This window comes from Streptomyces longisporoflavus, assembly GCF_014649775.1.
GTDB lineage: Bacteria > Actinomycetota > Actinomycetes > Streptomycetales > Streptomycetaceae > Streptomyces > Streptomyces longisporoflavus.
Genome location: NZ_BMTR01000007.1, coordinates 231541 through 253813, shown reverse-complemented (window position 1 = coordinate 253813; position 22273 = coordinate 231541). Strand labels below are relative to the sequence as shown.

The 22273-nt window shown below is 71.5% G+C and carries 17 protein-coding genes; 14 read left to right on the top strand and 3 right to left on the bottom strand.

The window, feature by feature from the left end:
* Nucleotides 1–114 precede the first annotated feature (114 nt).
* The 5 genes from IE226_RS16925 (at nt 115) to nudC (ending at nt 11011) form a co-directional block, all read left to right on the top strand.
* The gene (locus IE226_RS16925; RefSeq protein ID WP_190082059.1) at nt 115–4017 is read left to right on the top strand and encodes a UvrD-helicase domain-containing protein; all 3903 of its coding nucleotides are present in this window, start codon (nt 115–117) and stop codon (nt 4015–4017) included.
* 148 nt (nt 4018–4165) lie between these two features.
* A complete protein-coding gene (locus IE226_RS16920) occupies nt 4166–4861 on the top strand; it encodes a LolA-like protein (protein WP_190082058.1) in 696 nt (231 codons plus the stop codon).
* A gap of 124 nt (nt 4862–4985) precedes the next feature.
* The gene (locus tag IE226_RS16915; protein ID WP_190082057.1) at nt 4986–8573 is read left to right on the top strand and encodes a UvrD-helicase domain-containing protein; all 3588 of its coding nucleotides are present in this window, start codon (nt 4986–4988) and stop codon (nt 8571–8573) included.
* Between the two features lie 10 nt (nt 8574–8583).
* A complete protein-coding gene (locus IE226_RS16910; protein WP_190082056.1) occupies nt 8584–10005 on the top strand; it encodes a dipeptidase in 1422 nt (473 codons plus the stop codon).
* A gap of 58 nt (nt 10006–10063) precedes the next feature.
* Complete coding sequence (gene nudC / locus IE226_RS16905) at nt 10064–11011, top strand: NAD(+) diphosphatase (RefSeq protein ID WP_190082055.1); 948 nt, start codon at nt 10064–10066, stop codon at nt 11009–11011.
* Between the two features lie 31 nt (nt 11012–11042).
* Here nudC and IE226_RS16900 read toward each other — a convergent pair whose 3' ends face one another.
* Nucleotides 11043–11285, bottom strand: a complete 243-nt coding sequence (locus IE226_RS16900) for a mycoredoxin (protein WP_190082054.1) — start codon at nt 11283–11285, stop codon at nt 11043–11045.
* 45 nt (nt 11286–11330) lie between these two features.
* Here IE226_RS16900 and IE226_RS16895 point away from each other — a divergent pair, with 45 nt between their 5' ends.
* The 5 genes from IE226_RS16895 (at nt 11331) to IE226_RS16875 (ending at nt 15371) form a co-directional block, all read left to right on the top strand.
* The gene (locus IE226_RS16895; RefSeq protein ID WP_373306979.1) at nt 11331–13652 is read left to right on the top strand and encodes an ATP-dependent DNA helicase UvrD2; all 2322 of its coding nucleotides are present in this window, start codon (nt 11331–11333) and stop codon (nt 13650–13652) included.
* 167 nt (nt 13653–13819) lie between these two features.
* On the top strand, nt 13820–14203 hold the full coding sequence (locus IE226_RS16890) for a hypothetical protein (RefSeq protein ID WP_190082053.1): 384 nt from the start codon (nt 13820–13822) through the stop codon (nt 14201–14203).
* Nucleotides 14204–14370: 167 nt separating this feature from the next.
* On the top strand, nt 14371–14742 hold the full coding sequence (locus IE226_RS16885) for a WhiB family transcriptional regulator (protein ID WP_190082052.1): 372 nt from the start codon (nt 14371–14373) through the stop codon (nt 14740–14742).
* Complete coding sequence (locus IE226_RS16880; protein WP_190082051.1) at nt 14739–15062, top strand: putative WhiB-interacting protein; 324 nt, start codon at nt 14739–14741, stop codon at nt 15060–15062. Before IE226_RS16885 ends, IE226_RS16880 begins: the two co-directional genes overlap by 4 nt.
* Nucleotides 15063–15179: 117 nt before the next feature.
* A complete protein-coding gene (locus IE226_RS16875; RefSeq protein WP_190082050.1) occupies nt 15180–15371 on the top strand; it encodes a hypothetical protein in 192 nt (63 codons plus the stop codon).
* Nucleotides 15372–15457: 86 nt separating this feature from the next.
* On the opposite strand, the gene IE226_RS16870 is transcribed toward IE226_RS16875, so the two are convergent.
* Together IE226_RS16870 and IE226_RS16865 are read right to left on the bottom strand one after the other, a co-directional pair.
* Nucleotides 15458–16843 carry an ABC1 kinase family protein gene (locus tag IE226_RS16870; protein WP_190082049.1) on the bottom strand — a complete coding sequence of 462 codons (1386 nt, stop codon included), beginning with the start codon at nt 16841–16843 and terminating at the stop codon, nt 15458–15460.
* Between the two features lie 41 nt (nt 16844–16884).
* The gene (locus IE226_RS16865) at nt 16885–18096 is read right to left on the bottom strand and encodes a ThiF family adenylyltransferase (RefSeq protein ID WP_190082048.1); all 1212 of its coding nucleotides are present in this window, start codon (nt 18094–18096) and stop codon (nt 16885–16887) included.
* Between the two features lie 218 nt (nt 18097–18314).
* On the opposite strand from IE226_RS16865, the gene IE226_RS16860 reads away from it, so the two are divergent.
* From IE226_RS16860 to IE226_RS16845, 4 genes are all read left to right on the top strand, one after another.
* Nucleotides 18315–18911: a M48 metallopeptidase family protein gene (locus tag IE226_RS16860; RefSeq protein ID WP_190082047.1), complete on the top strand. Its 597-nt coding sequence runs from the start codon at nt 18315–18317 to the stop codon at nt 18909–18911.
* 117 nt (nt 18912–19028) lie between these two features.
* Nucleotides 19029–20714, top strand: coding sequence for a TerD family protein (locus IE226_RS16855; RefSeq protein WP_190082046.1), 1686 nt, complete (start codon nt 19029–19031; stop codon nt 20712–20714).
* Between the two features lie 11 nt (nt 20715–20725).
* Nucleotides 20726–21406, top strand: a complete 681-nt coding sequence (locus IE226_RS16850; RefSeq protein ID WP_190082045.1) for an AIM24 family protein — start codon at nt 20726–20728, stop codon at nt 21404–21406.
* Nucleotides 21407–21422: 16 nt separating this feature from the next.
* Nucleotides 21423–22178, top strand: coding sequence for an AIM24 family protein (locus tag IE226_RS16845; protein ID WP_190082044.1), 756 nt, complete (start codon nt 21423–21425; stop codon nt 22176–22178).
* Nucleotides 22179–22273: the final 95 nt, after the last annotated feature.

Genomic DNA, 22273 nt, shown 5'->3' with positions numbered 1-22273 from the left:
CCCCCACCCCGCATCTCGCCTCATGCCTCACCCCCGCACCTCACCCCGGCCCGCACCCGCGGCCATCGCGCAGCCTTTTTTCACCCCGTACACCCACCAGGACCGGCGACCCACGTGAGCTCCACTTCTTCCGCCCGGCACACCCGGCACCCGTCGCACCCTCAGGTGCGACAGGGGGCCCGGGGTGCCTATCGGCTGGTGCGCACTCCGCCGGTGCACGTGGATCCCCCTCGTCTTGACGCACGGCAGCGCGCCGTGGTTGACCACCCCGGAGGGCCGTTGCTCGTCCTCGCGGGGCCCGGTACGGGCAAGACGACCACGCTCGTGGAGTCCGTCGCCGCGCGGGTCGCCAAGGGCACGGAACCGGAGCGGGTCCTCGTCCTGACCTTCAGCCGCAAGGCGGCGGTGGAACTGCGCGACCGTATGGCGCTGCGCATAGGCGCGGCCAATGCCCCGCAGGCGACGACCTTCCACTCCTTCTGTTACGCCCTCATCCGCGCCCACCAGGACGCGGATCTCTTCGTCGAACCGCTGCGGCTCCTCTCGGGTCCCGAGCAGGACGTGGCGGTACGGGAGCTGCTCGCGGGCCAGATCGACCTGGCGGGGGAGGGGCGTTCTCGTGTCCGCTGGCCGGACGAGCTGCGGGCCTGTCTGACGACGCGGGGCTTCGCCGACGAGGTGCGCGCGGTGCTCGCCCGGAGCCGTGAGCTGGGCCTCGGGCCCGACGCCCTGGACGCCTTCGCCCGGCGTGCGGGGCGCCCGGACTGGGGCGCGGCGGCGGCGTTCCTCGCGGAGTATCTGGACGTGCTCGACATGCAAGGGGTGCTCGACTACGCGGAACTGGTGCACCGCGCGGTACTGCTCGCGCGGCGTCCCGAGGTCGCGCGGGCGCTCGGCGCGCAGTACGACGCGGTGTTCGTGGACGAGTACCAGGACACGGACCCGGCGCAGGTGCGGTTGCTGCACGCCCTTGCCGGGGGCGGGCGCTCCCTCGTCGCGTTCGGCGACCCGGACCAGTCGATCTACACCTTCCGGGGCGCCGACGTGAACGGCATCCTCCAGTTCCCTTCCCGCTTCCCGCGCGCGGACGGCACCGATGCGCCGGTCGAGGTCCTGACCACGTCCCGCAGGTCGGGGGCCGGGCTCCTCGCCGCAACGCGCCTGCTCACCCGGCGCATGCCGCTGACGAGGCTGCCCGCGGAGAAGGTACGGGCCCACCGGGAACTTTCGGCGGTTCGTGACGGCGGTCGCGTCGAGGCGTACACGTACCCCACGTCCGGCGCCGAGCTGGACAACATCGCGGACATCCTGCGCCGCGCGCACCTGGAGGACGGCGTCCCCTGGGGCGAGATGGCGGTCCTGGTCCGCGCGGGAGCCCACACGATCCCCGCGTTCCGCCGCAGCCTCACCGCGGCGGGCGTCCCCCTGGACATAGACGGCGACGACATCGCCCTGCGCCACGAGCCGGCGGTGACGCCGCTGCTGACGGCGTTGCGGGCGGTGGCGACGTCGGTGGTGGCTGAGCCTGCGGCGGCTGCCGGCTTTCCGGCTGAGTCGGAATCGGCTTCAGGTGAGTCCGGGGCGGCTACGGGTGAGTCCGGGGCGGTTTCTGCTGAGCCCGGGGCGGCTTCCGGTGAGCCCGAGCCGGCTTCTGGTCCGCGGTCCGGGTCCGCTTCTGATCTCCGGGCCGAGCTTGCGTCTGGCTCTGGCGTCCGGGGCGAGTCTGCGCCCGCCTCTGACGTCCAAGCCGAGCCCGCGCCCGGCTCTGACCTCCAGGCTGAGCGCCAGCCTGAGCCCGCTTCCGGTCTCCAGGCTGCGTCCCGGCCCGAGACGGCCGCCTCTGATCCGCGCGGCGTGTCCGAGGCAGCTTCCGGTCCGCAGGTTGCCGTCGCTTCCGACCTCCGGGCCGAGCCCGAGCCCGAGCCCGATTCCGGGACCGACCGCGCTCCCGACGCCGGGGCCCCCGAGGGCGGCACCCCCGAGCCCGAGTCTGGTGCCGGGGCCGGCGACGATCCCGAGGGCGACGACCCCGAGGGCGACGGCCCCGCGCCCGAGTCCGAAGCAGCTCCCGGCCCGCACGGGGGCGAACCCGAACCCGAACCCGAACCCGAGCCCGCTGCCGGGTCCGCAACCGCCGCCCCCGTCTGGCTCGACACCGAGACCGCCCTGGCCCTCCTCACGTCCCCCCTCGCCGGCATGGACGCCGCCGACCTCCGGCGGCTCGGGCGGGCCCTTCGCGCGGAGGAGCGGGCCGCGGGCAACCACCTTCCGCCGCCCTCCGACGAGCTCCTTGCCAGAGCGCTCGCCGAACCGGAGCGGCTCGTCGCGCACGATCCCGCGTACGCGCGTGGCGCCCAGCGGCTCGGCGCGCTGCTCCGTAAGGCCCGTGAGCGTCTCGCGGGCGGCGGCACCGCCGAGGAGGCGCTCTGGGAGCTGTGGGACGGCACCCCGTGGCCGCGCCGCCTGGAGCGGACCGCACGCCGTGGCGGCGCCGCGGGGCGTAACGCGGACCGCGATCTCGACGCGGTCTGCGCCCTGTTCGCGTACGCCTCGCGCGCCGAGGAACGCACCGGAGGGCGCGGCGCCCTCAACTTCCTCGAAGAGACCGAGGCGCAGGACATCGCCGCGGACACCCTCAACCGCAGGGCCGTACGCCCCGACGCCGTACGCCTGATGACCGCGCACCGGTCCAAGGGCCTCGAGTGGCGGCTCGTGGTGGTCGCGGGCGTACAGGAAGGCCTCTGGCCCGACCTGCGCCGCCGCGGCTCCCTCCTGGAGGCCGACCGCATCGGAAGCGACGGCCTCGCCGAGCCCCTCACCCCCGGAGCGCTCCTCTCCGAAGAGCGCCGGTTGTTCTACGTGGCCGCCACGCGCGCGCGTGAACGCCTCGTCGTCACCGCCGTCAAGGCGCCCGCGGACGACGGCGACCAGCCCTCCCGCTTCCTCACCGAACTCGGCGTGGAGCCCAAGGACGTCACGGGCCGCCCGCGCCGCCCCCTGTCCGTCTCCGCGCTCGTCGCCGAGCTGCGTTCCACCACGGTCGACCCGCGCGTCTCGGAGCCCCTGCGCGAGGCCGCCGCCCACCGTCTGGCCAAGCTCGCCGCGCTGAGCGACGCCGACGGGCGCCCCCTGGTGCCGTCCGCGCACCCGTACCGCTGGTGGGGCATGTACGAGCCGACGGCCAGTGAAGTCCCCCTGAGGGACCGCGACAAGCCCGTCGTCCTCTCCGGGAGCGCCCTGGACCAGCTCGCCAACACCTGTTCCCTGCAATGGTTCCTGGGCCGCGAGGTGAAGGCCGACGCCCCCTCGACCGCGGCCCAGGGCTTCGGCAACGTGGTGCACGTCCTGGCCGACGAGGTCGCCTCCGGCAGGACACCCGCCGACCTCGCCGTCCTCATGGAGCGCCTCGACTCGGTCTGGGACGCGCTGGCCTTCGACGCCCCCTGGAAGTCGTCGCAGGAGAAGGAGCACGCGCGCGTGGCGCTCGAACGCTTCCTCCAGTGGCATGTGATGGACCGCGCGTCCCGCACCCCCGTCAGCAGCGAGCACGACTTCGACGTGACCCTCGAAGCGGGTCCCTACGAAGTACGCGTGCGCGGCTCCATGGACCGCGTCGAGCAGGACGCGCAAGGCCGCGCCTACGTGGTCGACTTCAAGACCGGCAAGCAGACCCCCACCGCCGCGGAAGTGGCCCGCCACCCCCAGCTCGCCGTCTACCAGCTCGCACTGCGCGAGGGCGCGGTCGACGACGCCTTCGAAGGCGTACGTCCCGAGGCGGGCGGCGCGGAACTGGTGCAACTGCGCCAGGGCGCCGCCAAGAAGGACGGCGGCGAGGCCCTCCCCAAGGTGCAGGCCCAGGAGCCGCTCGCCGGGGAGTGGGTGGGCGACCTCCTCGCCACCGCGGCCGGCAAGGTCCTCGACGAACGCTTCACGCCCACCACGGGCCAGCACTGCACGCACTGCGCCTTCCGCGCCTCGTGCAGCGCGCGGCCGGAGGGACGGCAGGTGGTGGAGTGACGGGGGAGGCACCAGTGCGGTTGGTGGTCGACCTCACGTCGCGGCGCACGCGTCCATAGCAGTCTCACAGGCCATCTAAAGTCTCCGTAAAGCTGATTTGTGCACCAGCGAACCCTCCGATCGTGCACCTTCCCGAGGAGAAACAGACATGGCAGCCAACCGGAAGCTCCTGGCCGCGGCGGTCGCCTGCGCCACCGCCTTCGTCGGCATCACGGGATGCTCCAGCGAGGAGAAGGACCCCTTCGAGGGAATGAGCGCCGACAAGATCGCCAAGAAGGCGGCCGACGCGTCCAAGGACGCGGGTTCCTTCAAGGTGACCGGCGAGGGCAAGCAGGAGGGCAAGCCGATCAAGGTCGACTTCTCGGTCGCCAAGTCCGGTGACTGCGAGGGGAAGATGGACGGCGGAGCGGGCGGCACCGCCGAGTTCCTCGTGTCCGGCGAAACGCAGTACATGAAGGGCGACGCGGCCTACTGGAAGAACGCCCTGGGTGGCGGCGGTCAGACCTCGCGCTTCGAGGACAAGTGGGTGAAGACGCCGAACAGCCAGAACGCCGGTGTCTGTGACGCGGACGCCATGTTCCAGACCAAGGACCTCAAGAAGCTCAAGCGCGAGGACGACGCCGACGTCAACGGCAAGAAGACGGCCGTGCTCACGAAGAGCGAGTCGGGCAAGAAGACCACCTTCTACGTCGCGGCCGAGGGCAAGCCGTACTTCCTGAAGGTCGTCACGGCCGACAAGGCGGACCCGGGCACGATGTACTTCTCCGACTACGGCAAGTCGGTCGCGGTCAAGGCTCCGGCGCCGGACGAGGTCGTGGACCTGGAAGAGCTCATGAAGTCCTGATGCGTGTCCTGATGCGTGTCCCGACGTGAGTCCTGACACCCGAAGGCCCTGACGCCGGTGCGACGGCGGTCACTGAAAGCCGGGTACGCCCCGATTGTCAGTGGCCGCCGCTAGCCTCTCTGACGTGCCACCTCGTATCACCGACCCCGAGCAGCTCAAAGAGCTCCTCGGCATCCCGTTCACCCCGGAGCAGACGGCCTGCATCACCGCGCCGCCCGCCCCGCAGGTGATCGTGGCCGGAGCCGGGTCGGGCAAGACGACGGTGATGGCGGCCCGCGTGGTCTGGCTGGTCGGCACCGGCCAGGTCGCCCCCGAGCAGGTCCTCGGCCTGACGTTCACGAACAAGGCGGCGGGCGAACTCGCCGAGCGGGTGCGCCAGGCGCTGATCAAGGCCGGGGTCACCGATCCCGAGACCCTCGACCCGGACCACCCTCCGGGCGAGCCGGTCATCTCCACGTACCACGCCTTCGCGGGCCGTCTCCTGACCGACCACGGGCTGCGTATAGGGCTCGAACCCACCACCCGGCTGCTCGCTGACGCCACCCGCTTCCAGCTCGCCGCGCGCGTCCTGCGCGAGGCGCCGGGACCGTATCCCGCGCTGACGCGCTCCTTCCCCGACCTCGTCAGCGACCTCCTCGCACTCGACGGCGAGCTCGCGGAACACCTCGTACGTCCCGAGCAGCTTCGCGCGTACGACACCGAGCTGCTGCACGCCCTGGAGGGCGCCAAGCTCTCCAACGCCGACCTGCGCAAGGTGCCGGAGACGGCGGCGGCCCGGCTCGAACTGGCCGAGCTCGTCGGCCGCTACAGGGAGGCGAAGCGCGCCCGCGACCTCCTCGACTTCGGCGACCAGATCGCCCTCTCCGCGACGCTGGCCCGCACGCGCGCGCAGGTCGGCGAGATCCTGCGCGAGGAGTTCCGCGTCGTCCTGCTCGACGAGTACCAAGACACGTCGGTGGCCCAGCGCATCCTCCTGGCAGGCCTCTTCGGAGGCTGCACGGGCCACCCGGTGACGGCGGTCGGCGACCCCTGCCAGGCGATCTACGGCTGGCGGGGCGCGTCCGTGGCGAACCTCGACGACTTCCCCGAGCACTTCGCGTACGCCGACGGCCGCCCCGCGGCCCGCCACGCGCTCAGCGAGAACCGCCGCAGCGGCGGCCGCCTCCTGGACCTCGCGAACGGCCTCGCGGAGCCGCTGCGCGCGATGCACGCGGGCGTGGAGGCCCTGCGGCCCGCGCCAGGCGCCGAACGCGACGGCCTGGTGCGCTGCGCCCTTCTGCGCACGCACACCGAGGAGATCGACTGGCTCGCCGACTCCATCGCGCACCTCGTGCGCACCGGAAAGGCCCCCGGCGAGATCGCGGTCCTGTGCCGCACGGCGACGGACTTCGCGCAGATCCAGGGGGCGCTCGTGGCCCGCGACGTGCCCGTGGAGGTCGTCGGCCTCGCCGGGCTTCTGCACCTCCCGGAGGTCGCCGACCTGGTCGCCGTCTGCGAGGTGCTCCAGGACCCCGGCGCGAACGCCTCCCTGGTGCGCCTGCTCACGGGCCCGCGCTGGCGCATCGGCCCGCGCGACCTCGCCCTCCTGGGCCGTCGCGCACGCCTTCTCGTACGCCATGGGCACGCGGCCCCGGACGACCCGGACCGGCGGCTCGCCGAAGCGGTCGAGGGGGTCGATCCCGCCGAGGTGATATCGCTCGCCGACGCGCTCGACACCTTCCTGGAGACGCCCCTCGACGAGGACACGGAGGACGACGGGCTGCCCTTCTCGCCGGAGGCGAGGGTGCGGTTTGCCCGGCTCGCCGCCGAACTGCGCGATCTGCGCCGCTCGCTGGCCGACCCCCTGATGGACGTGCTGCACCGGGTGCTCGCCGTCACGGGCCTCGAAGTCGAGCTCTCCGCGTCACCGCACGCCCTCGCGGCCCGCCGCCGCGAGACGCTGTCGAACTTCCTGGACGTCGCCGCGTCCTTCGCCGCGAACGACAGCGGGGCGAGCCTCCTTGCCTTCCTCGCCTTCCTGCGGACGGCCGCGCAGTACGAGAAGGGCCTGGACAACGCCCTGCCCGGCGGCGAGAACACCGTCAAGGTGCTCACCGCCCACAAGTCCAAGGGCCTGGAGTGGGACGTCGTGGCCGTCCCCGGGCTCGTCACCGGCACGTTTCCCAGCACCCAGGGGCGCGAGAAGTGGACGGCGCAGGGCAAGGTCGTCCCGCACGCGCTGCGCGGCGACGCGGCCACCCTGCCCGACATAGAGGCGTGGGACTCCCGCTCCATGAAGGCGTTCCACGAGGACATGAAGGAACACCAGCGCATAGAGGAGCTCCGCCTCGGCTACGTGACCTTCACCCGCCCCCGCTCGCTGCTCCTGGGCTCCGGCCACTGGTGGGGCCCCTCGCAGAAGAAGCCGCGCGGCCCGTCGGACTTCCTCCGGGCGCTGTACGACCACTGCGTGCTGGGCCACGGGGAGATCGAGGCCTGGGCCGACGAACCGGAGGAGGGCGAGGAGAACCCCGCCCTGGCGGAAGGCGCCGCCGAGCACGCGTGGCCGCTGCCGCTGGACGACATGGCCCTGGCCCGCCGCCGGTCCGCCGCGCAGACGGTCCTCACGCATCTGGACGGCCTGACGGGGGAGGCGGGGGTGACGGAGATGACGGGGGAGGCAGCGCCTGCCGACGCCCGCTCGCACGAGGAGCCCCACCCGTCGGCGTTCGACGACGTGCCTCCTTACGAGGACCCGGACTGGCCGCCCCCGCCAGAGGACGAAGAGGCCCCCGACGCCGACATGGGGGCTGCCCACCCAGGGGACGCTGACACCGGTGACTGGGACTCCTGGACAGCGGCCCGTCCCGCGATCCCGCACCAGACCGCCCCTCCGTCGTCAGCCGTGCCCGGCGTGCCCGGCGCCCGCCCGCACCCGGCCGACACCGACACCGAGACCGCCGCCGCCCCCGGCGAGGCCCGTCTCACCCCGGAGGAGGCCCGCACGCTCGCCTCCTGGGACCGTGACCTGGACGCCCTCACCGGCGAACTCCTGCGCGCCCGTGAGGCGATCAGGGACGTTCCCGTACCTGCATCGCTCACCGCGTCCGAAGTGCTCCGCCTGGCGGCCGACCCGGAGGGCTTCGCGCAGGAGCTTGCGCGCCCCATGCCACGCCCGCCGCAGCCCGCGGCCCGGCGCGGCACCCGCTTCCACGCCTGGATCGAGACCCGCTTTGAGGAGCTGCGCCTCCCGCTGCTCGCTCCCGAGGATCTGCCGGGCGGCGGCCCCGGCGAGGCCGAGATCGCGGACGAGCGCGATCTGGAAGCCCTCAAGGAGGCCTTCGAGCGCACCGAGTACGCCCACCGCTCCCCCCACCGCGTCGAGGTGCCCTTCCAGCTGACGCTCGCGGGTCGTGTGATCCGCGGCCGGATCGACGCGGTCTACAAGGAGGTCGACGGCGACGACGTGACGTACGAGATCGTCGACTGGAAGACCAGCCGAACCCGCACCGCAGACCCCCTCCAGCTCGCCGTCTACCGCCTGGCCTGGGCCGAGCTGCACGACGTACCCCCGGAGTCCGTGAAGGCCTCGTTCCTGTATGTGCGCAGCGGTGAGATCTCCCGCCCCGCGCACCTGCCGGGCCGGGCCGAACTTGAGCGGATCCTCCTGGCGGAACCGGGCGGGCAGCCGGGTGACGAACCACCGGACGAACCGGCTCCCGAGGGCGGCTAGGCTCGTGACCATGAGCCAGTCCGTTGACAGCGACGTCAGTGGCGGCAGCGCCGTCCGTACGTTCATCCAGACCCACCGTGCCGCCTTCCTCGACGACCTCGCCGAGTGGCTGCGCATCCCGTCCGTGTCGGCACAGCCCGACCACGCGGACGACGTACGGCGCAGCGCGGACTGGCTCGCGGCCCGGCTCAAGGAGACCGGTTTCCCGACCGTCGAGGTCTGGGAGACGCCCGGCGCCCCCGCCGTCTTCGCCGAGTGGCCCTCCGGTGACCCACAGGCCCCCACCGTCCTCGTCTACGGCCACCACGACGTGCAGCCGGCGGCCCGCGAGGACGGCTGGCACACCGAACCCTTCGAGCCCGTCGTCCGGGGCAATCGCCTCTACGCGCGCGGGGCGGCCGACGACAAGGGCCAGGTGTTCTTCCACACACTCGGCGTCCGCGCCCACCTGGCCGCCACCGGCCGCAGCGCCCCCGCGGTGAACCTGAAGCTCCTGATCGAGGGCGAGGAGGAGTCGGGCTCGCCGCACTTCCGCGCGCTGATCGAGGAGTGCGGGGAGCGCATCGCCGCCGACGCGGTGATCGTCTCGGACACCGGCATGTGGGCCGAGGACACCCCCACGGTCTGCACCGGCATGCGCGGCCTCGCCGACTGCGAGATAGAGCTGCGCGGCCCCGACCAGGACATCCACTCGGGCTCCTTCGGCGGCGCCGTCCCGAACCCGGCGACCGCCGCCGCGCGCCTCGTCGCCGCGCTGCACGACGAGCACGCGCGCGTGGCCGTCCCCGGCTTCTACGAAGGTGTCGCCGAACTCACCGACCGCGAGCGCGAACTCTTCGCCGAGCTGCCCTTCGACGAGGAGAGCTGGCTGCGTACGGCCAAGTCGCACGCGACCCACGGAGAAGCGGGCCACACCACCCTGGAGCGCATCTGGGCCCGCCCCACCGCCGAGGTCAACGGCATCGGAGGCGGCTACCAAGGACCGGGCGGCAAGACGATCGTCCCGTCGTCGGCCTTCCTGAAGCTGTCCTTCCGGCTCGTCGCGGGCCAGGACCCGGACCGCGTCGAAGATGCGGTCCGCACCTGGGTCGCCGACCAGCTGCCGAACGGAATCAGCCACACCATCACCTTCGGCGCCGCCACGCGCCCGTGCCTGACGCCGCTCGACCACCCCGCCCTGCAGTCCGTCGTACGGGCGATGGGCAAAGCCTTCGAGAAGCCGATCCTGTTCACCCGCGAGGGCGGTTCGGGACCGGCGGCCGATCTCCAGGACGTACTCGACGCCCCCGTGCTCTTCCTGGGCATCTCCGTGCCGTCCGACGGCTGGCACGCACCGAACGAGAAGGTCGAGATCGATCTGCTCCTCAAGGGAGTCGAGACGACGGCCTATTTGTGGGGCGATCTCGCCGAGCACTGGCGCGATGCACACTGAGCCCCGCATTGCCGACCTTGCCGCACCACCCATTCCATCGGGGGAGTTGGAAGCACCTGTGACCACCTGGACCGACCGCACCGCTGACCGTCCCGTCTCGCTCACCGCACCGAGCGGCATCGATCGCGCAGCCCACCACCGCCTCGACGAGGCCTGGCTCGCCGCCGCCTGGAGCCACCCCACGACACGGGTCTTCGTGGTCTCCGGCGGCCAGGTACTCATCGACGAGACGCCCGAAGGCGCCACCGAACTGGTGATGACGCCGACCTTCGAAGCGCCCCTCACCGAGGCCCACCGCTACTTCCTGGGCACGGACGACGACGGCGTCAGCTACTTCGCGCTGCAGAAGGACTCCCTGCCCGGCCGCATGGACCAGCAGGCACGCCCCGCGGGCCTGCGCGAGGCGGGCCTCCTCCTGTCGCCCCGCGACGCGGGCCTGATGGTGCACGCCGTGGCCCTGGAGAACTGGCAGCGTCTGCACCGCTTCTGCTCGCGCTGCGGCGAGCGCACCGTCATCGCCGCGGCCGGCCACATCCGCCGCTGCCAGGCGTGCGGCGCCGAGCACTACCCGCGTACGGACCCGGCAGTGATCATGCTGGTGACGGACGACCAGGACCGCGCGCTCCTCGGGCGCCAGGTGCACTGGCCCGAGGGCCGCTTCTCGACTCTTGCGGGCTTCGTGGAGCCGGGCGAGTCCATCGAGACGTCGGTGCGCCGCGAGGTCTGGGAGGAGGCCGGCGTCACGGTCGGCGACGTCGAGTACGTCGCGAGCCAGCCCTGGCCGTTTCCCTCCAGCCTGATGCTGGGCTTCATGGCCGAAGCGACGTCCTCGGAGATCAACGTGGACGGCGAGGAGATCTCCGAGGCCCGCTGGTTCTCCCGCGAAGACCTGCGGGCCGCATTCGAGTCCGGGGAGGTCCTGCCTCCGTACGGGATCTCGATTGCGGCCCGACTGATCGAGCTCTGGTACGGCAAGCCCCTGCCGAAGCCGGGCGCCGTGGGCTAGGGCCGGTCCGCCGGACCGGGACCCCGGCCGCTCAGGCGGCCAGCTTCTGCTTCACCTGGGCGAGCGAGGGGTTCGTCAGCGTCGAGCCGTCCGGGAAGAGAACGGTGGGAACCGTCTGGTTCCCGCCGTTCGCCTTCTCGACGAAGGCCGCGGAATCCGGGTCCTGCTCAATGTTGATCTCGTTGTACGTGATGCCCTCGCGGTCCATCTGGCCCTTGAGCCGGCGGCAGTAGCCGCACCACGTGGTGCTGTACATCGTCACAGTGCCCGGCATGTGTCTCGCGCTCCTTTGTTGCTCGGGGTGCGTCATCGCAATGACCTGAACGTACGTGACCCGGCCACCATTCCCGCATTAGTACGACTGCGGAGGCCTCCCTGTGGACAACCTGCTCACGCGCCCCGGGGGACCTGGCAGCATGGCGGGGTGACAGCAGCAACGCACTCCACCCTCTTCCCGCAGGTTCCGGACTCTGCCGACGCGGTGCTCGCCGGGCTCGACCCCGAGCAGCGCGAGGTGGCCACCGCCCTGCACGGGCCGGTGTGTGTCCTGGCGGGCGCCGGGACGGGCAAGACCCGGGCGATCACGCACCGGATCGCCTATGGCGTCCGCGCCGGAATCCTGCAACCCGCCAGCGTGCTCGCCGTCACGTTCACCAACCGCGCGGCCGGCGAGATGCGCGGCCGCCTGCGCCAGCTCGGCGCGTCCGGAGTCCAGGCGCGCACGTTCCACTCCGCGGCACTGCGCCAGCTCCAGTTCTTCTGGCCGAAAGCAGTCGGTGGCCAGCTGCCCCGAATCGTCGACCGCAAGATCAAGCTCGTCGCCGACGCGGCGGCCGCCTCCCGCATCCGCCTCGACCGCAACGAACTGCGGGACGTGACGAGCGAGATCGAGTGGTCCAAGGTCACCCAGACCGTCCCCGCCGACTATGCGACCGCCGCCGCGAAGTCGGGCCGCCTGATCCCACGGGACGCCGCCGAGATCGCCCAGATCTACGGGGCGTACGAAGATCTCAAGCGCGACCGCTCCGTCATCGACTTCGAGGACGTCCTGCTCCTGGCCGTCGGCATCCTCCAGGACCGCCACGACATCGCCGACCAGGTCCGCGCCCAGTACCAACACTTCGTGGTCGACGAGTACCAGGACGTCAGCCCGCTCCAGCAGCGCCTCCTGGAGCTGTGGCTCGGCGACCGCGACAGCCTCTGCGTCGTCGGCGACGCCAGCCAGACGATCTACTCCTTCACCGGCGCGACCCCCGACCACCTGCTGAACTTCCGCATCCGCCACCCCGGAGCGACGGTCGTCAAGCTCGTCCGGGACTACCGCTCCACGCCCCAGGTCGTGCACCTCGCCAACGGCCTGCTCTCCCAGGCCCGGGGCCGCGCCGCGGACCACCGCCTCGAACTGATCTCCCAGCGCGAAGCCGGCGCCGAACCGGTCTACACGGAGTACGCGGACGAGCCCGCCGAGGCCGAAGGCGCCGCCCGCCGCATCCGGGCCCTCATCGCCGACGGCGTCCCGGCGAGCGAGATCGCGATCCTCTTCCGCACCAACTCCCAGTCCGAGATCTACGAACAGGCACTCGCCGACGCCGGTGTGCCCTACCAGCTGCGCGGCGCCGAGCGCTTCTTCGAGCGCAGCGAGGTCCGTGAGGCGGGCGCGGCCCTGCGCGGCGCGGCCCGCTTCGGTGGCAACGACTCCCTCCTCGACGACGTCGTCGACCTGCCCTCGCAGGTGCGTGCCGTCCTCTCCACGAAGGGGTGGACGACAGAGCCGCCGGCCGGCTCCGGCGCCGCCCGTGACCGCTGGGAGTCCCTTGCCGCCCTGGTGCGCCTCGCCGAGGACTTCGAACGGGCCAAGCCGGGAGCGACGCTCGCCGACCTGGTGGGCGAGCTCGACGAGCGCGCCAACGCCCAGCACGCGCCGACCGTCGAGGGCGTCACCCTCGCCTCGCTGCACGCGGCCAAGGGCCTGGAGTGGGACGCCGTCTTCCTGGTCGGACTCGCCGAGGGCATGATGCCGATCACGTACGCCAAGACGGACGAGCAGATCGAGGAAGAGCGCCGCCTCCTGTACGTGGGGGTCACCCGGGCCCGCCTCCGGCTCTCCCTCTCCTGGGCCCTCTCCCGCTCTCCGGGCGGTCGCGCGGGACGCCGCCCCAGCCGCTTCCTGGACGGGCTGCGCCCGGGCTCGGGGGCGGGCGCCGGAGCGCGTGCCGCGGCAGGTGGTCCCGGTGGCATCGAGCGCGGCAGCGGGAGCGGCGGGGTCGGGGAGAGCGGCGGCGCCAGGGGGCGCAGGCGGACGAGCAGGTCGCCGGCCCGGTGCCGGGTCTGCGGAAGGTCCCTGACCGACGCGGGCGAGATGAAGCTCATGCGATGCGAGGACTGCCCGTCCGACATGGACGAGGGGCTCTACGAGCGGTTGCGGGAGTGGCGCTCGGGTCAGGCGCAACTGCTGGGACAGCCGGCGTACTGCGTGTTCACGGACAAAACTCTGATCGCCATCGCGGAGGCCGCGCCCGACGAGGAGGGGGAGCTGGCCCGGATCCCCGGCGTCGGCGTGCGCAAGCTCAACCGCTATGGATCTGATGTCCTCGCCATTTGCGCAGGTGAGGACCGTGTAAGGGGCGCCGATGGCAACTGATTCAAACTCGTCGAAAAAATAGTTTGCGCAGGCGCAAGGAAGACCCATAGGTTCTTAAGCACGGGAACGGCGGCTTCTCCGAAGCCCTCGCTCCGTGCTGTACTTAATAGTCCGCCCGCAGGATCGGTTCCGGCCGATCCCATAGACGCCGAGAGGAGGCGATTCCAGTGATCAGCATCAACGAGAGCTTCATCAGCACCGTGAAATTGACCGATCGCTCGGTCGTCGCTTCCTGCCTGCTCGGCTTCTCGATCCCGGGCACCGGTCTGTCCGGTGGCATCGCTGTCGCCGCCAACCGTCCGGAGTCCTCTGTCCTGCCTCTGTCCCTCCCGCGTCGCACCGCTGTCAACGTGCTTCCGATGCGTGAGGTCAATGAAGGCAGCGAGCGAGCGACCAAGGCACCGGAAGCAGTAGCGACGGCACAGGCGCAGGCCTATGCCTTTGCCGCGGCCGGTGCCGGAGCCAAGAAGCAGACGACCCAGCAGCAGACGCAGCACCACCACACGATGTGGGCCTTCCGTGGGCTCGAACCCTGGAGTGATCCAGTCTGATCCTCGATCAGACCGGCGCCTTCAGGGCCGCGGAACCCCACCCGGGATCCGCGGCCCTTCTGTTTTTCCCGAAACGGGATGACGGAGCGAGGGGGCCGAGCAAGACCCGGTACCAGCCGCCAACCGGCCGACCCAGGCCGGCACGACCAGACGAGGAAAACAACACCGTGCAACTCGAAGCGCACGCCCCGTCCGTACCGCCTTCAGAGACTCTCCCCCCGCCCGTTCCCACGGAGGACCCGACCTTGACTCCCCTCACCGCGCTCACCGCGCTCGATGACGCCATCGAGAACCTCGGCGTACCCGTCCCCTGCCGTGCCTACGACCCCGAGGTCTTCTTCGCCGAGTCGCCGGCCGACGTCGAGTACGCCAAGTCCCTCTGCCGTACCTGCCCGTTGATGGAGGCCTGCCTGGCCGGCGCCAAGGAGCGGCGTGAGCCGTGGGGCGTCTGGGGCGGCGAGCTCTTCGTCCAGGGTGTCGTCGTTGCCCGCAAGCGGCCGCGTGGCCGTCCGCGCAAGAACCCGGTTGTCGCCGCATGAACGCCATCGGAACGATCGATCGCCCCCTGACGCACGACCCCAAGAAGCAGGCCCCGATGAAGGCAGCCACCGCCGAGCCCGCCGGCTCCGCAACCACAGACTTCTCCACCACCGGCGCGAACGACTCGCGCCAGAACAGGACCCGCGAGATGCAACTCATCCCAGAAGCCCTGGCTCGTGCGCATATGCACGAACGCATGCGTGAGGCCGACGCGCAGCGCCCGGCCGCCCGCCTGATGGCGGCACGCCGGATGCAGCGCCGGGCCGAGCGCGCGTCACTGCGCGCAAGGCGCGCGCTCGCCATGGCCGTCATGCAGTGACGGTTCGACGCACAGCCTGAGCCACACCACGAAGCCCGCGGGGGCCGGTCCGAACGGACCGGCCCCCGCGGTGCGTTGTACCGGGCGAACCTTCACGGGCGGCGATAGGGTCTCCGGGTGGACCAGCAGACTCCTCAGCCCGCGGACGCCGGGAATCTTGTGTGCTCCCGCTGCGGCAAGGTCGCCGAAGGCGCGCCGCTCACCTGGACCTGCTCCATGGAGAACGGCGTCCGCCGCTACTTCTGCGACTCCTGCGCCCGCGAGAACATCCGGGCCATCGAGGGGCGGCTCGACTCCCCCTGGTGGTGAGGACGAGGGCGAGCCACGGTCCCAGCACCGGCCGTTCCCCAGCACCGGCTGTTCCCGGGCGCCGTCTGTCCCCGGCGTCAGCTGTCTCAGGCGCCGGCCGCCGGATCGTCCGCCTCCGCCGCCTCCTCCTGCGCGTCCTCCTGTGGCTCCTCTTCCACGAACCCCGGCAGCCATTCCTCGAGTTCGTCCCGCATCCGGACCGTCGCCCCGAGCTGACAGAGCACCCCGATCGTGCTCAACGTCACACGGTGTATCAGCAGATACGACGGCGGAAGGTTCAGTCGCTTGCCCAACTGATAGGCGGGAGAACGGGGATCGGCTACCCGCGCCGCCTGCCCGCGCATCCAGCCCCGGGTGAAGGTGAACTCCTCCACCAGCATGGGTTCGATGATCGGCAGCAGATAGTCCAGGACCGCGTCCGGTTCGAGATCGACGGATTCCTGGACGAAGCCCTCCTCGCACAACATCGCGTAGACCGCGTCGGCCTCGCCGTCGAGCGTCATCCGCAGGGAGCGGCCGATGGTCGGGGGCAGCCCGCCGGGCAGCCGGTCCACCGTGCCGAAATCGAGGACCCCGAGCCGCAGGCCGCCCTTCTCGTCGGGCAGCAGACGGAAATTGCCCGGATGCGGATCGGCGTGCAGCAGCCCGGTGCGCGCGGGCCCCGAGAAGAGGAAACGGGCAAGGAGCTGTCCCGCCCGGTCCCGCTGCTCCTGCGTGCCGTCGGCGATCACGTCCGACAGGGGTATCCCGTCGATCCACTCGGTCACCAGAACCTGCTCGCTCTGGTGCACCACATCGGGCACCAGCACATCCGGATCGTCCGCGAACTCCTCCGCGTGCGCGCGCTGTGCGAGGGCCTCCAGGCTGAAATCAAGTTCCTCGGAGACCCGGTCGCGCAGCTCCGCGATGAGCGGCTTGATGTCCATCCCCGGAACCAGCGGCCCCAGGAGCCGGGCGAAGCGGCTGAGTTGGTTCAGGTCGGAGAGCAGGGCCTCGCCCGCGCCCGGGTACTGCACCTTGACCGCGACCTCGCGGCCGTCTTGCCACACCGCCCGGTGGACCTGGCCGATGGAGGCCGCGGCGGCCGGCTTGTCCTCGAACTCCAGGAAGAGCTCGCGCCAGTCATCGCCGAGCCGCTCGGCGAGGACGGCGTGCACGGTGCGCGTCGGCATCGGCGGCGCCGCTTCCTGGAGCTTCGTCAGCGCCGCGCGATACGGCCCCGCGACCTCTTCGGGAAGCGCCGACTCGAACACGGACAGGGCCTGGCCGAACTTCATGGCCCCGCCCTTGAGCTCGCCGAGCACCTTGAACAACTGATCCGCCGTGCGCTGCTGCAGCTCACGGCCGACGATCTCCGCCGACTTGCCCCCTATCCGTTTGCCGAGCCCCCAGGTCGCCCGCCCGGCGAAGCCGAGTGGCAGCGCGGCCAGTTTGGCGGTACGGGTTACCGCCTTCCGGGGAAGATCAGACATGCGCCCCTCCAAGTCCCAGACAGCCACGCCTCGTCAGGCGGTTACCCGGCCATTGTGTCGTGCGGCTCTTTGTCCCCGGCGGGGTGTTCCCCCTTATCCACCACACCCGCCCCGCACGGGCACGAGAGATGCGGTGACACCGGCCGTGCGTGCCAGTCAAGGCCCGGCACGGACGCCTCCCAGCGGACTCCCGCGCTCGCTGGTGCCGCCCCGTCCAGAAAGGCCAGGGCATGCGCCGCGGCGAGGCCGGCGACGGTGGTCGACAGCGCCAGATCACACGCGGTGACATGGCGCGCGCGTCCCGAACGCCACTGCGCCAGCATGCGCGGCCAGGTGGGGTCCCGGTCCGCACGGTCGAGCGCCAGACAGCCCGCGCAGGCCGTCGCCCCCGGGAGGACGAGCGGCCCCACCACTCCGGTTCCCTCGATCACCCCCGCGTAAAGGTGCGGTGTTCCCGACGAGACGAGTGGCTCGGCGGCGAGGGGGTCGGGGGCGTGTGCGTCGAGCCCGTCCCGCGGGGTGATGACCACAAGGGAGAGAGCCGGCTCCTCTTCCCTCGCTGTCCCCGCCGTCCCCGCTTCTCCCAGTTCTTCCGCCGCCCTAGCTGCTCCCGCCGCCCTCGCCGCTCCCGCTGTCCTCCGGACCCGGCGGGGCGGCCGGTCCGGAGCCCATTGCCGCACGCCCCGCCGCGCCGCGGCGTCCCGGCGGTCGCCGATCGCTTCGGCGGGATGACCGCCCGGCGCCACATCCCGGGGCTCGACTACTCCTCCGTCGAGCACGTCCACCTGCCCCACACCGGCCCCGGACAGGACAGACGCCACCACCGCCCCCACTCGCCCCGCACCCCGGACCTGGACCCGCATCGCGCGGCGCGCCGCCAGCTTCCGCATCCCGTCACCGGGCCCGGCGGTCACGACCGAGAGGGAAGCCAGATCCGGGCGCAGCCGGTCCATGGCCTGATCCCGCTTGCGCAGGGCGTCGGCCGCCGAACCGCCTCCGGTCGCGTCGTCGAGGAGCCCGGCCCCGGACAGCCGCCGCACGAGCTTGTCCACGTGATCGTCGGGCAGACCCATCCGTCTGCCCTCCTCGCGCAGAAGCGGAAGCCCGCGTGTTCCGTCCAGAAGCTGGAGAAAGCTGCCCGTCGCCGTGTCCACCGGCCCCAGCACCAATGCGTGAGCGGGCGCCACGCCGAACTGGATGGTGTTCAGATCGCGCCAGCCGCGTCGCAGCGTCGGCTTCAGGATCGGATGCATGGTCGTCCCCCCGTGGTCATCCGGCGCTGCTGATCCCCGTCCGCATCCCATCCGCATCGCCGGTCGACAGCCAGGATGCCCGTCCCGATCGACAGCCGTCGCGGGTTGTCCACAGGCGCGGGGTATTCGTCGTACTAATCGATCGCACGGGGAGCGATACCCCGCCGAACCGTCCCGGAGGCGGGACTTCCCCCACACCCAGCGGGTAACGTCGGGGCGTGCCCGCCGACCCACTGCACCGCGCCGGAAACCCACAGCGCAGCATGACCAGCCCGCCGTCACCCGGCTCTGGGGGGAGCGCGGTCGAGGTCAGAAGGAGCGCCCGCCGCCGCAGAACGGTCTCGGCGTACCGAGAGGGCGATCGCACCGTCGTGCTCATCCCCGCCCGCATGTCCGAGGCCGAGGAACAGCGCTGGGTCAACGTCATGCTCGACAAGCTCGCGGCCCAGGAGAGCAAGCGGGTCCTGGGCGACGCGGAGCTCTTCGAGCGTGCCGAGCGCCTCTCCGAGCAGTACTTCGACGGCCGGGCCAGGCCCGCGTCCGTTCGCTGGGTCACGAACCAGAACACCCGGTGGGGTTCGTGCACCCCGTCGGAAGGCAGCATCCGCCTTTCGCACCGCTTGCAGGGCATGCCCGAGTACGTCGTCGACTACGTCCTCGTCCACGAACTCGCCCACCTCCTCGTGCCAGGGCACGGGTCCGATTTCTGGCGACTCCTGGAGGCCTACCCCCGCACGGAGCGGGCCCGTGGGTACCTCGAAGGTGTGGTTGCGGCCGACCGGCTGCCCCATCTGCCCGCCGCACGCGACGAGTGAACTTCCGCCGCTCACGGAGGTTGTGTACCGGCTCTGTACCGGCTTGGTTCGCTGTCGGACTTTCCGGTTAGCCTGACGCGACGCATTTACATTCGGGATGGGGGACGGTCGTTACGTATGGCCAGGGAATTCCAACGCGGCCACAAGGCCAAGATCAGTGACCTCACCGCGGGCACCGATCTGTACGTAGGCGTACAGATCTCCGCCCCCGGACTGAGCTTTGACATCAGTTGCTTCGGCCTGGACGCGGACGAGCGCCTCTCGGACGACAGTTACTTCATCTTCTTCAACCAGCCGAAGTCGCCCGAGGAGTCCATCCAGCTCCTCGGCGCGCAGGCCGGTGACACCGAGTCGTTCCGGGTCACGCTCGACCGGATTCCGCCGAAGATCCAGAAGCTGTCGTTCACCGCGACGATCGACGGCGCCGGGCAGATGTCGCAGGTCGCCCCCGGTTACATCCGGATCGTCGCGGGTGGCGAGGAAGTCGCCCGCTACTCCTTCAACGGCGCGGAATTCTCCACGGAACGTGCCGTGATGCTGGGCGACTTCTACCTGAAGGACGTCTGGCGGTTCGCCGCGATCGGCCAGGGATTCGACGGCGGTCTCGACGCGCTCCTGAAGAACTTCGGCGGCGAGGTCGCCGAGGAGGAGCCCGCACCGCAGGCACCCCCGGCCGTCGGCGCCCCGGCCTTCGCGCCGCCCGCCCAGGCCACCGCGCCGCCCGCGTTCGGTGCCCCGGCAGCCCCCGCGCAGACCCCGGCCCCGGCCCCGGCACCCGCTCCGGCCCCCGCACCCGCCCCCGCCCCGGCCCAGAACTTCGCGCCGCCGCAGGGCGCCACGCCGCCGCCGGCACCGGCCCAGGTCGACCCCTCCGTGCACGCGGCGCAGACCATCGTGGCCCCGGTGAACCAGCCGCATGGCGGCACGATGCCGCCTCCGCCTCCGCCCGAGCCCTACGGGCAGCCGAAACCGCAGTACAGCCAGGTGCCCGGCCAGTCGGCGCCCCCGCCGCCCGGCTACGGCCAGCAGCCCGGCGCTCCGATGCCGCCCGGTTACGGCCAGCAGCCCCCCGGCCAGTTCCCCGGTCAGCCCGCGGCCCCCTCCCCGTACGGAGCAGGCGCCCCCCAGAGTGCCCCGCAGGCCGGCGGCGTGACCGCGGCTCTCGCGGCGTACCGCGAAGCACCCACCGGGCAGCGCTGGACGCAGCAGAACGAGAAGATGGTCCGCGTCGACCTCGGCGTCAGCGAGCAGGCCGTACTCGCCCGGCAGGGCAGCATGGTGCTCTACCAGGGCAAGGTCGAATTCAGCTACAAGGGCGCGGGCTTCGCGGGCCGCGTCGTGGGCAACGCGACCGGCCAGGAGATGCAGCTCATGCGCTGCTCCGGCCGCGGCCAGGTCTTCCTCGCCGAGGAAGCCACCCACCTGCACCCCATCGAGCTCCAGGGCGACGCGATCTGTGTCTCCGCGGAGAACGTCCTCGCGTTCGACGAGTCGCTCCAGCACGAGGTGCGCAGGATCGAGGGCCACGGCATCCCCGGTGGCGCGCTGTTCGTGATGCAGTTCCAGGGCACCGGCACGGTCATCGTCAAGACGCACGGTGTGCCCGTCGTGCTGCCCGTCACGCCGACGACGTTCGCCGACTGTCACGCCGTGGTCGCCTGGTCGGCGGCGGCCCAGGCGATCGTCTCCAGCCAGGTGCGGCTGCGCAGCAACGCGTACGCGGGCTCCACGGGGGAGAGCGTGAACCTCCAGTTCCGGGGCGCGCCCGGCAACTTCATCATCGTCCAGCCGTTCGAGGTCTGAGGGAGCCCGTCATGAATCAGCAACTCTCGGGCTTCGCCCCGGCACCGGTCGCGGCCCGTATGGAGAACCACGGCAGCCACATGCTCAAGGTGGCCATGCAGAGCGGAAACGACCTCCTCGCGCGCGTGGGTTCGATGGTCGCCTACGAAGGGTTCGTGCAGTACGAGCCCAATCCGCCCGCCGTGCGCCAGATCGCGAAGGAGTGGATGACCGGCGAGGGAGCACCTCTGATGAAGTGCTCCGGAGACGGCCTGCTCTATCTCGCCGACTACGGAGCGGACGTCGTCGTCGTCAACCTGGCGGGTGACTCGCTCTCGGTGAACGGCACGAACCTCCTCGCCTTCGACACATCCCTCCAGTGGGGCGTCGAGCGCGTCAAGGGCATGGCCAAGTTCGCCGGCCAGGGCCTGTGGAACGTCAAGATCTCCGGACAGGGATGGGTGGCGCTGACGTCCCGCGGCACCCCGGTCGTCGTCGACTGCGGTCGCGGCGAGGACGAGACGTACGTCGATCCGGACGCCCTGATCGCCTGGTCCCCGAACCTCAAGGTGAAGGGAAAGCGCAGCTTCAAGGCCGGATCGCTCATCGGGCGCGGCAGCGGCGAGGCCTACCAGATGGGCTTCTCCGGAGAGGGCATCGTCGTCGTACAGCCCAGCGAGGACAGCACCGACCGTCTCCGAGCCCGGGGCTGAGGGGGAACAGAACAGCATGCAGAGCCCACTTTTCGCGCACACCGAGCAGCAGACTCAGGAGCGCTACACCGTCCAGAACCCGCAGCTGCTGCGGGTCGCCCTCGCGGGCCACGACGACATCCTGGCCCGCAAGGGCGCCATGGTCGCCTACCAGGGGCTCATGGAGTTCGACGCGGAGTACCAGAGCCAGGGCAACCAGCGGGCCCGCGCGCACACCGGCGAGGGCCTGGACCTGATGCGCTGCCACGGTCAGGGCACGGTCTACCTCGCGAACCTCGCCCAGTACATCCACGTGGTGGACGTGGACCAGGACGGTCTGACCGTGGACAGCAGCTATGTCCTCGCGCTCGACTCGTCGCTGACCCACCAGGTCATCGCCGTGGACAGCCAGTACGGAATCTCCGGCTCCGGCAAGTACCAGCTCAACATCACGGGCCGCGGCAAGGTCGCCCTGATGACCTCGGGCCAGCCGCTGATGCTGCAGGTCACGCCGGATCAGTACGTGAACGCCGACGCCGACGCGATCGTCGCCTGGTCCAACGGCCTGCGGGTGCAGATGCAGGCCCAGACGCACTCGTCGGGCGTGTGGCGCCGACGCGGCAACACCGGTGAGGGCTGGGAGCTCAGCTTCATGGGCCAGGGCTACGCGCTCGTCCAGCCGAGTGAAATGCTGCCGCCCCAGAACGCCGTCGTCGGGCAGGGCGCCAGGGCTCAGTACGGCATGGGCCAGCAGGGTGCGCGGGGGCAGAACCAGGGGAACGTCTGGAGCTAGCCCCTGCGCGGGGTGCGGAAGCAGTGAGCAGGAGCGTGGGGAACTGCGGGCCGGTCGTGGCTGGTCGCGCAGTTCCCCGCGCCCCTGCGGGGCGC

What these genes read in the sequence shown, in the direction of transcription:
- IE226_RS16845 (WP_190082044.1), top strand. Translation starts at nt 21,423, where the DNA reads ATGCAGAGCCCACTTTTCGCGCACACCGAGCAGCAGACTCAGGAGCGC.
- IE226_RS16855 (WP_190082046.1), top strand. Translation starts at nt 19,029, where the DNA reads ATGGCCAGGGAATTCCAACGCGGCCACAAGGCCAAGATCAGTGACCTC.
- IE226_RS16900 (WP_190082054.1), bottom strand. Translation starts at nt 11,285, where the DNA reads ATGCCGGGCACTGTGACGATGTACAGCACCACGTGGTGCGGCTACTGC.
- IE226_RS16920 (WP_190082058.1), top strand. Translation starts at nt 4,166, where the DNA reads ATGGCAGCCAACCGGAAGCTCCTGGCCGCGGCGGTCGCCTGCGCCACC.
- IE226_RS16870 (WP_190082049.1), bottom strand. Translation starts at nt 16,843, where the DNA reads ATGTCTGATCTTCCCCGGAAGGCGGTAACCCGTACCGCCAAACTGGCC.
- IE226_RS16880 (WP_190082051.1), top strand. Translation starts at nt 14,739, where the DNA reads ATGAACGCCATCGGAACGATCGATCGCCCCCTGACGCACGACCCCAAG.
- IE226_RS16865 (WP_190082048.1), bottom strand. Translation starts at nt 18,096, where the DNA reads ATGCATCCGATCCTGAAGCCGACGCTGCGACGCGGCTGGCGCGATCTG.
- IE226_RS16850 (WP_190082045.1), top strand. Translation starts at nt 20,726, where the DNA reads ATGAATCAGCAACTCTCGGGCTTCGCCCCGGCACCGGTCGCGGCCCGT.
- IE226_RS16910 (WP_190082056.1), top strand. Translation starts at nt 8,584, where the DNA reads ATGAGCCAGTCCGTTGACAGCGACGTCAGTGGCGGCAGCGCCGTCCGT.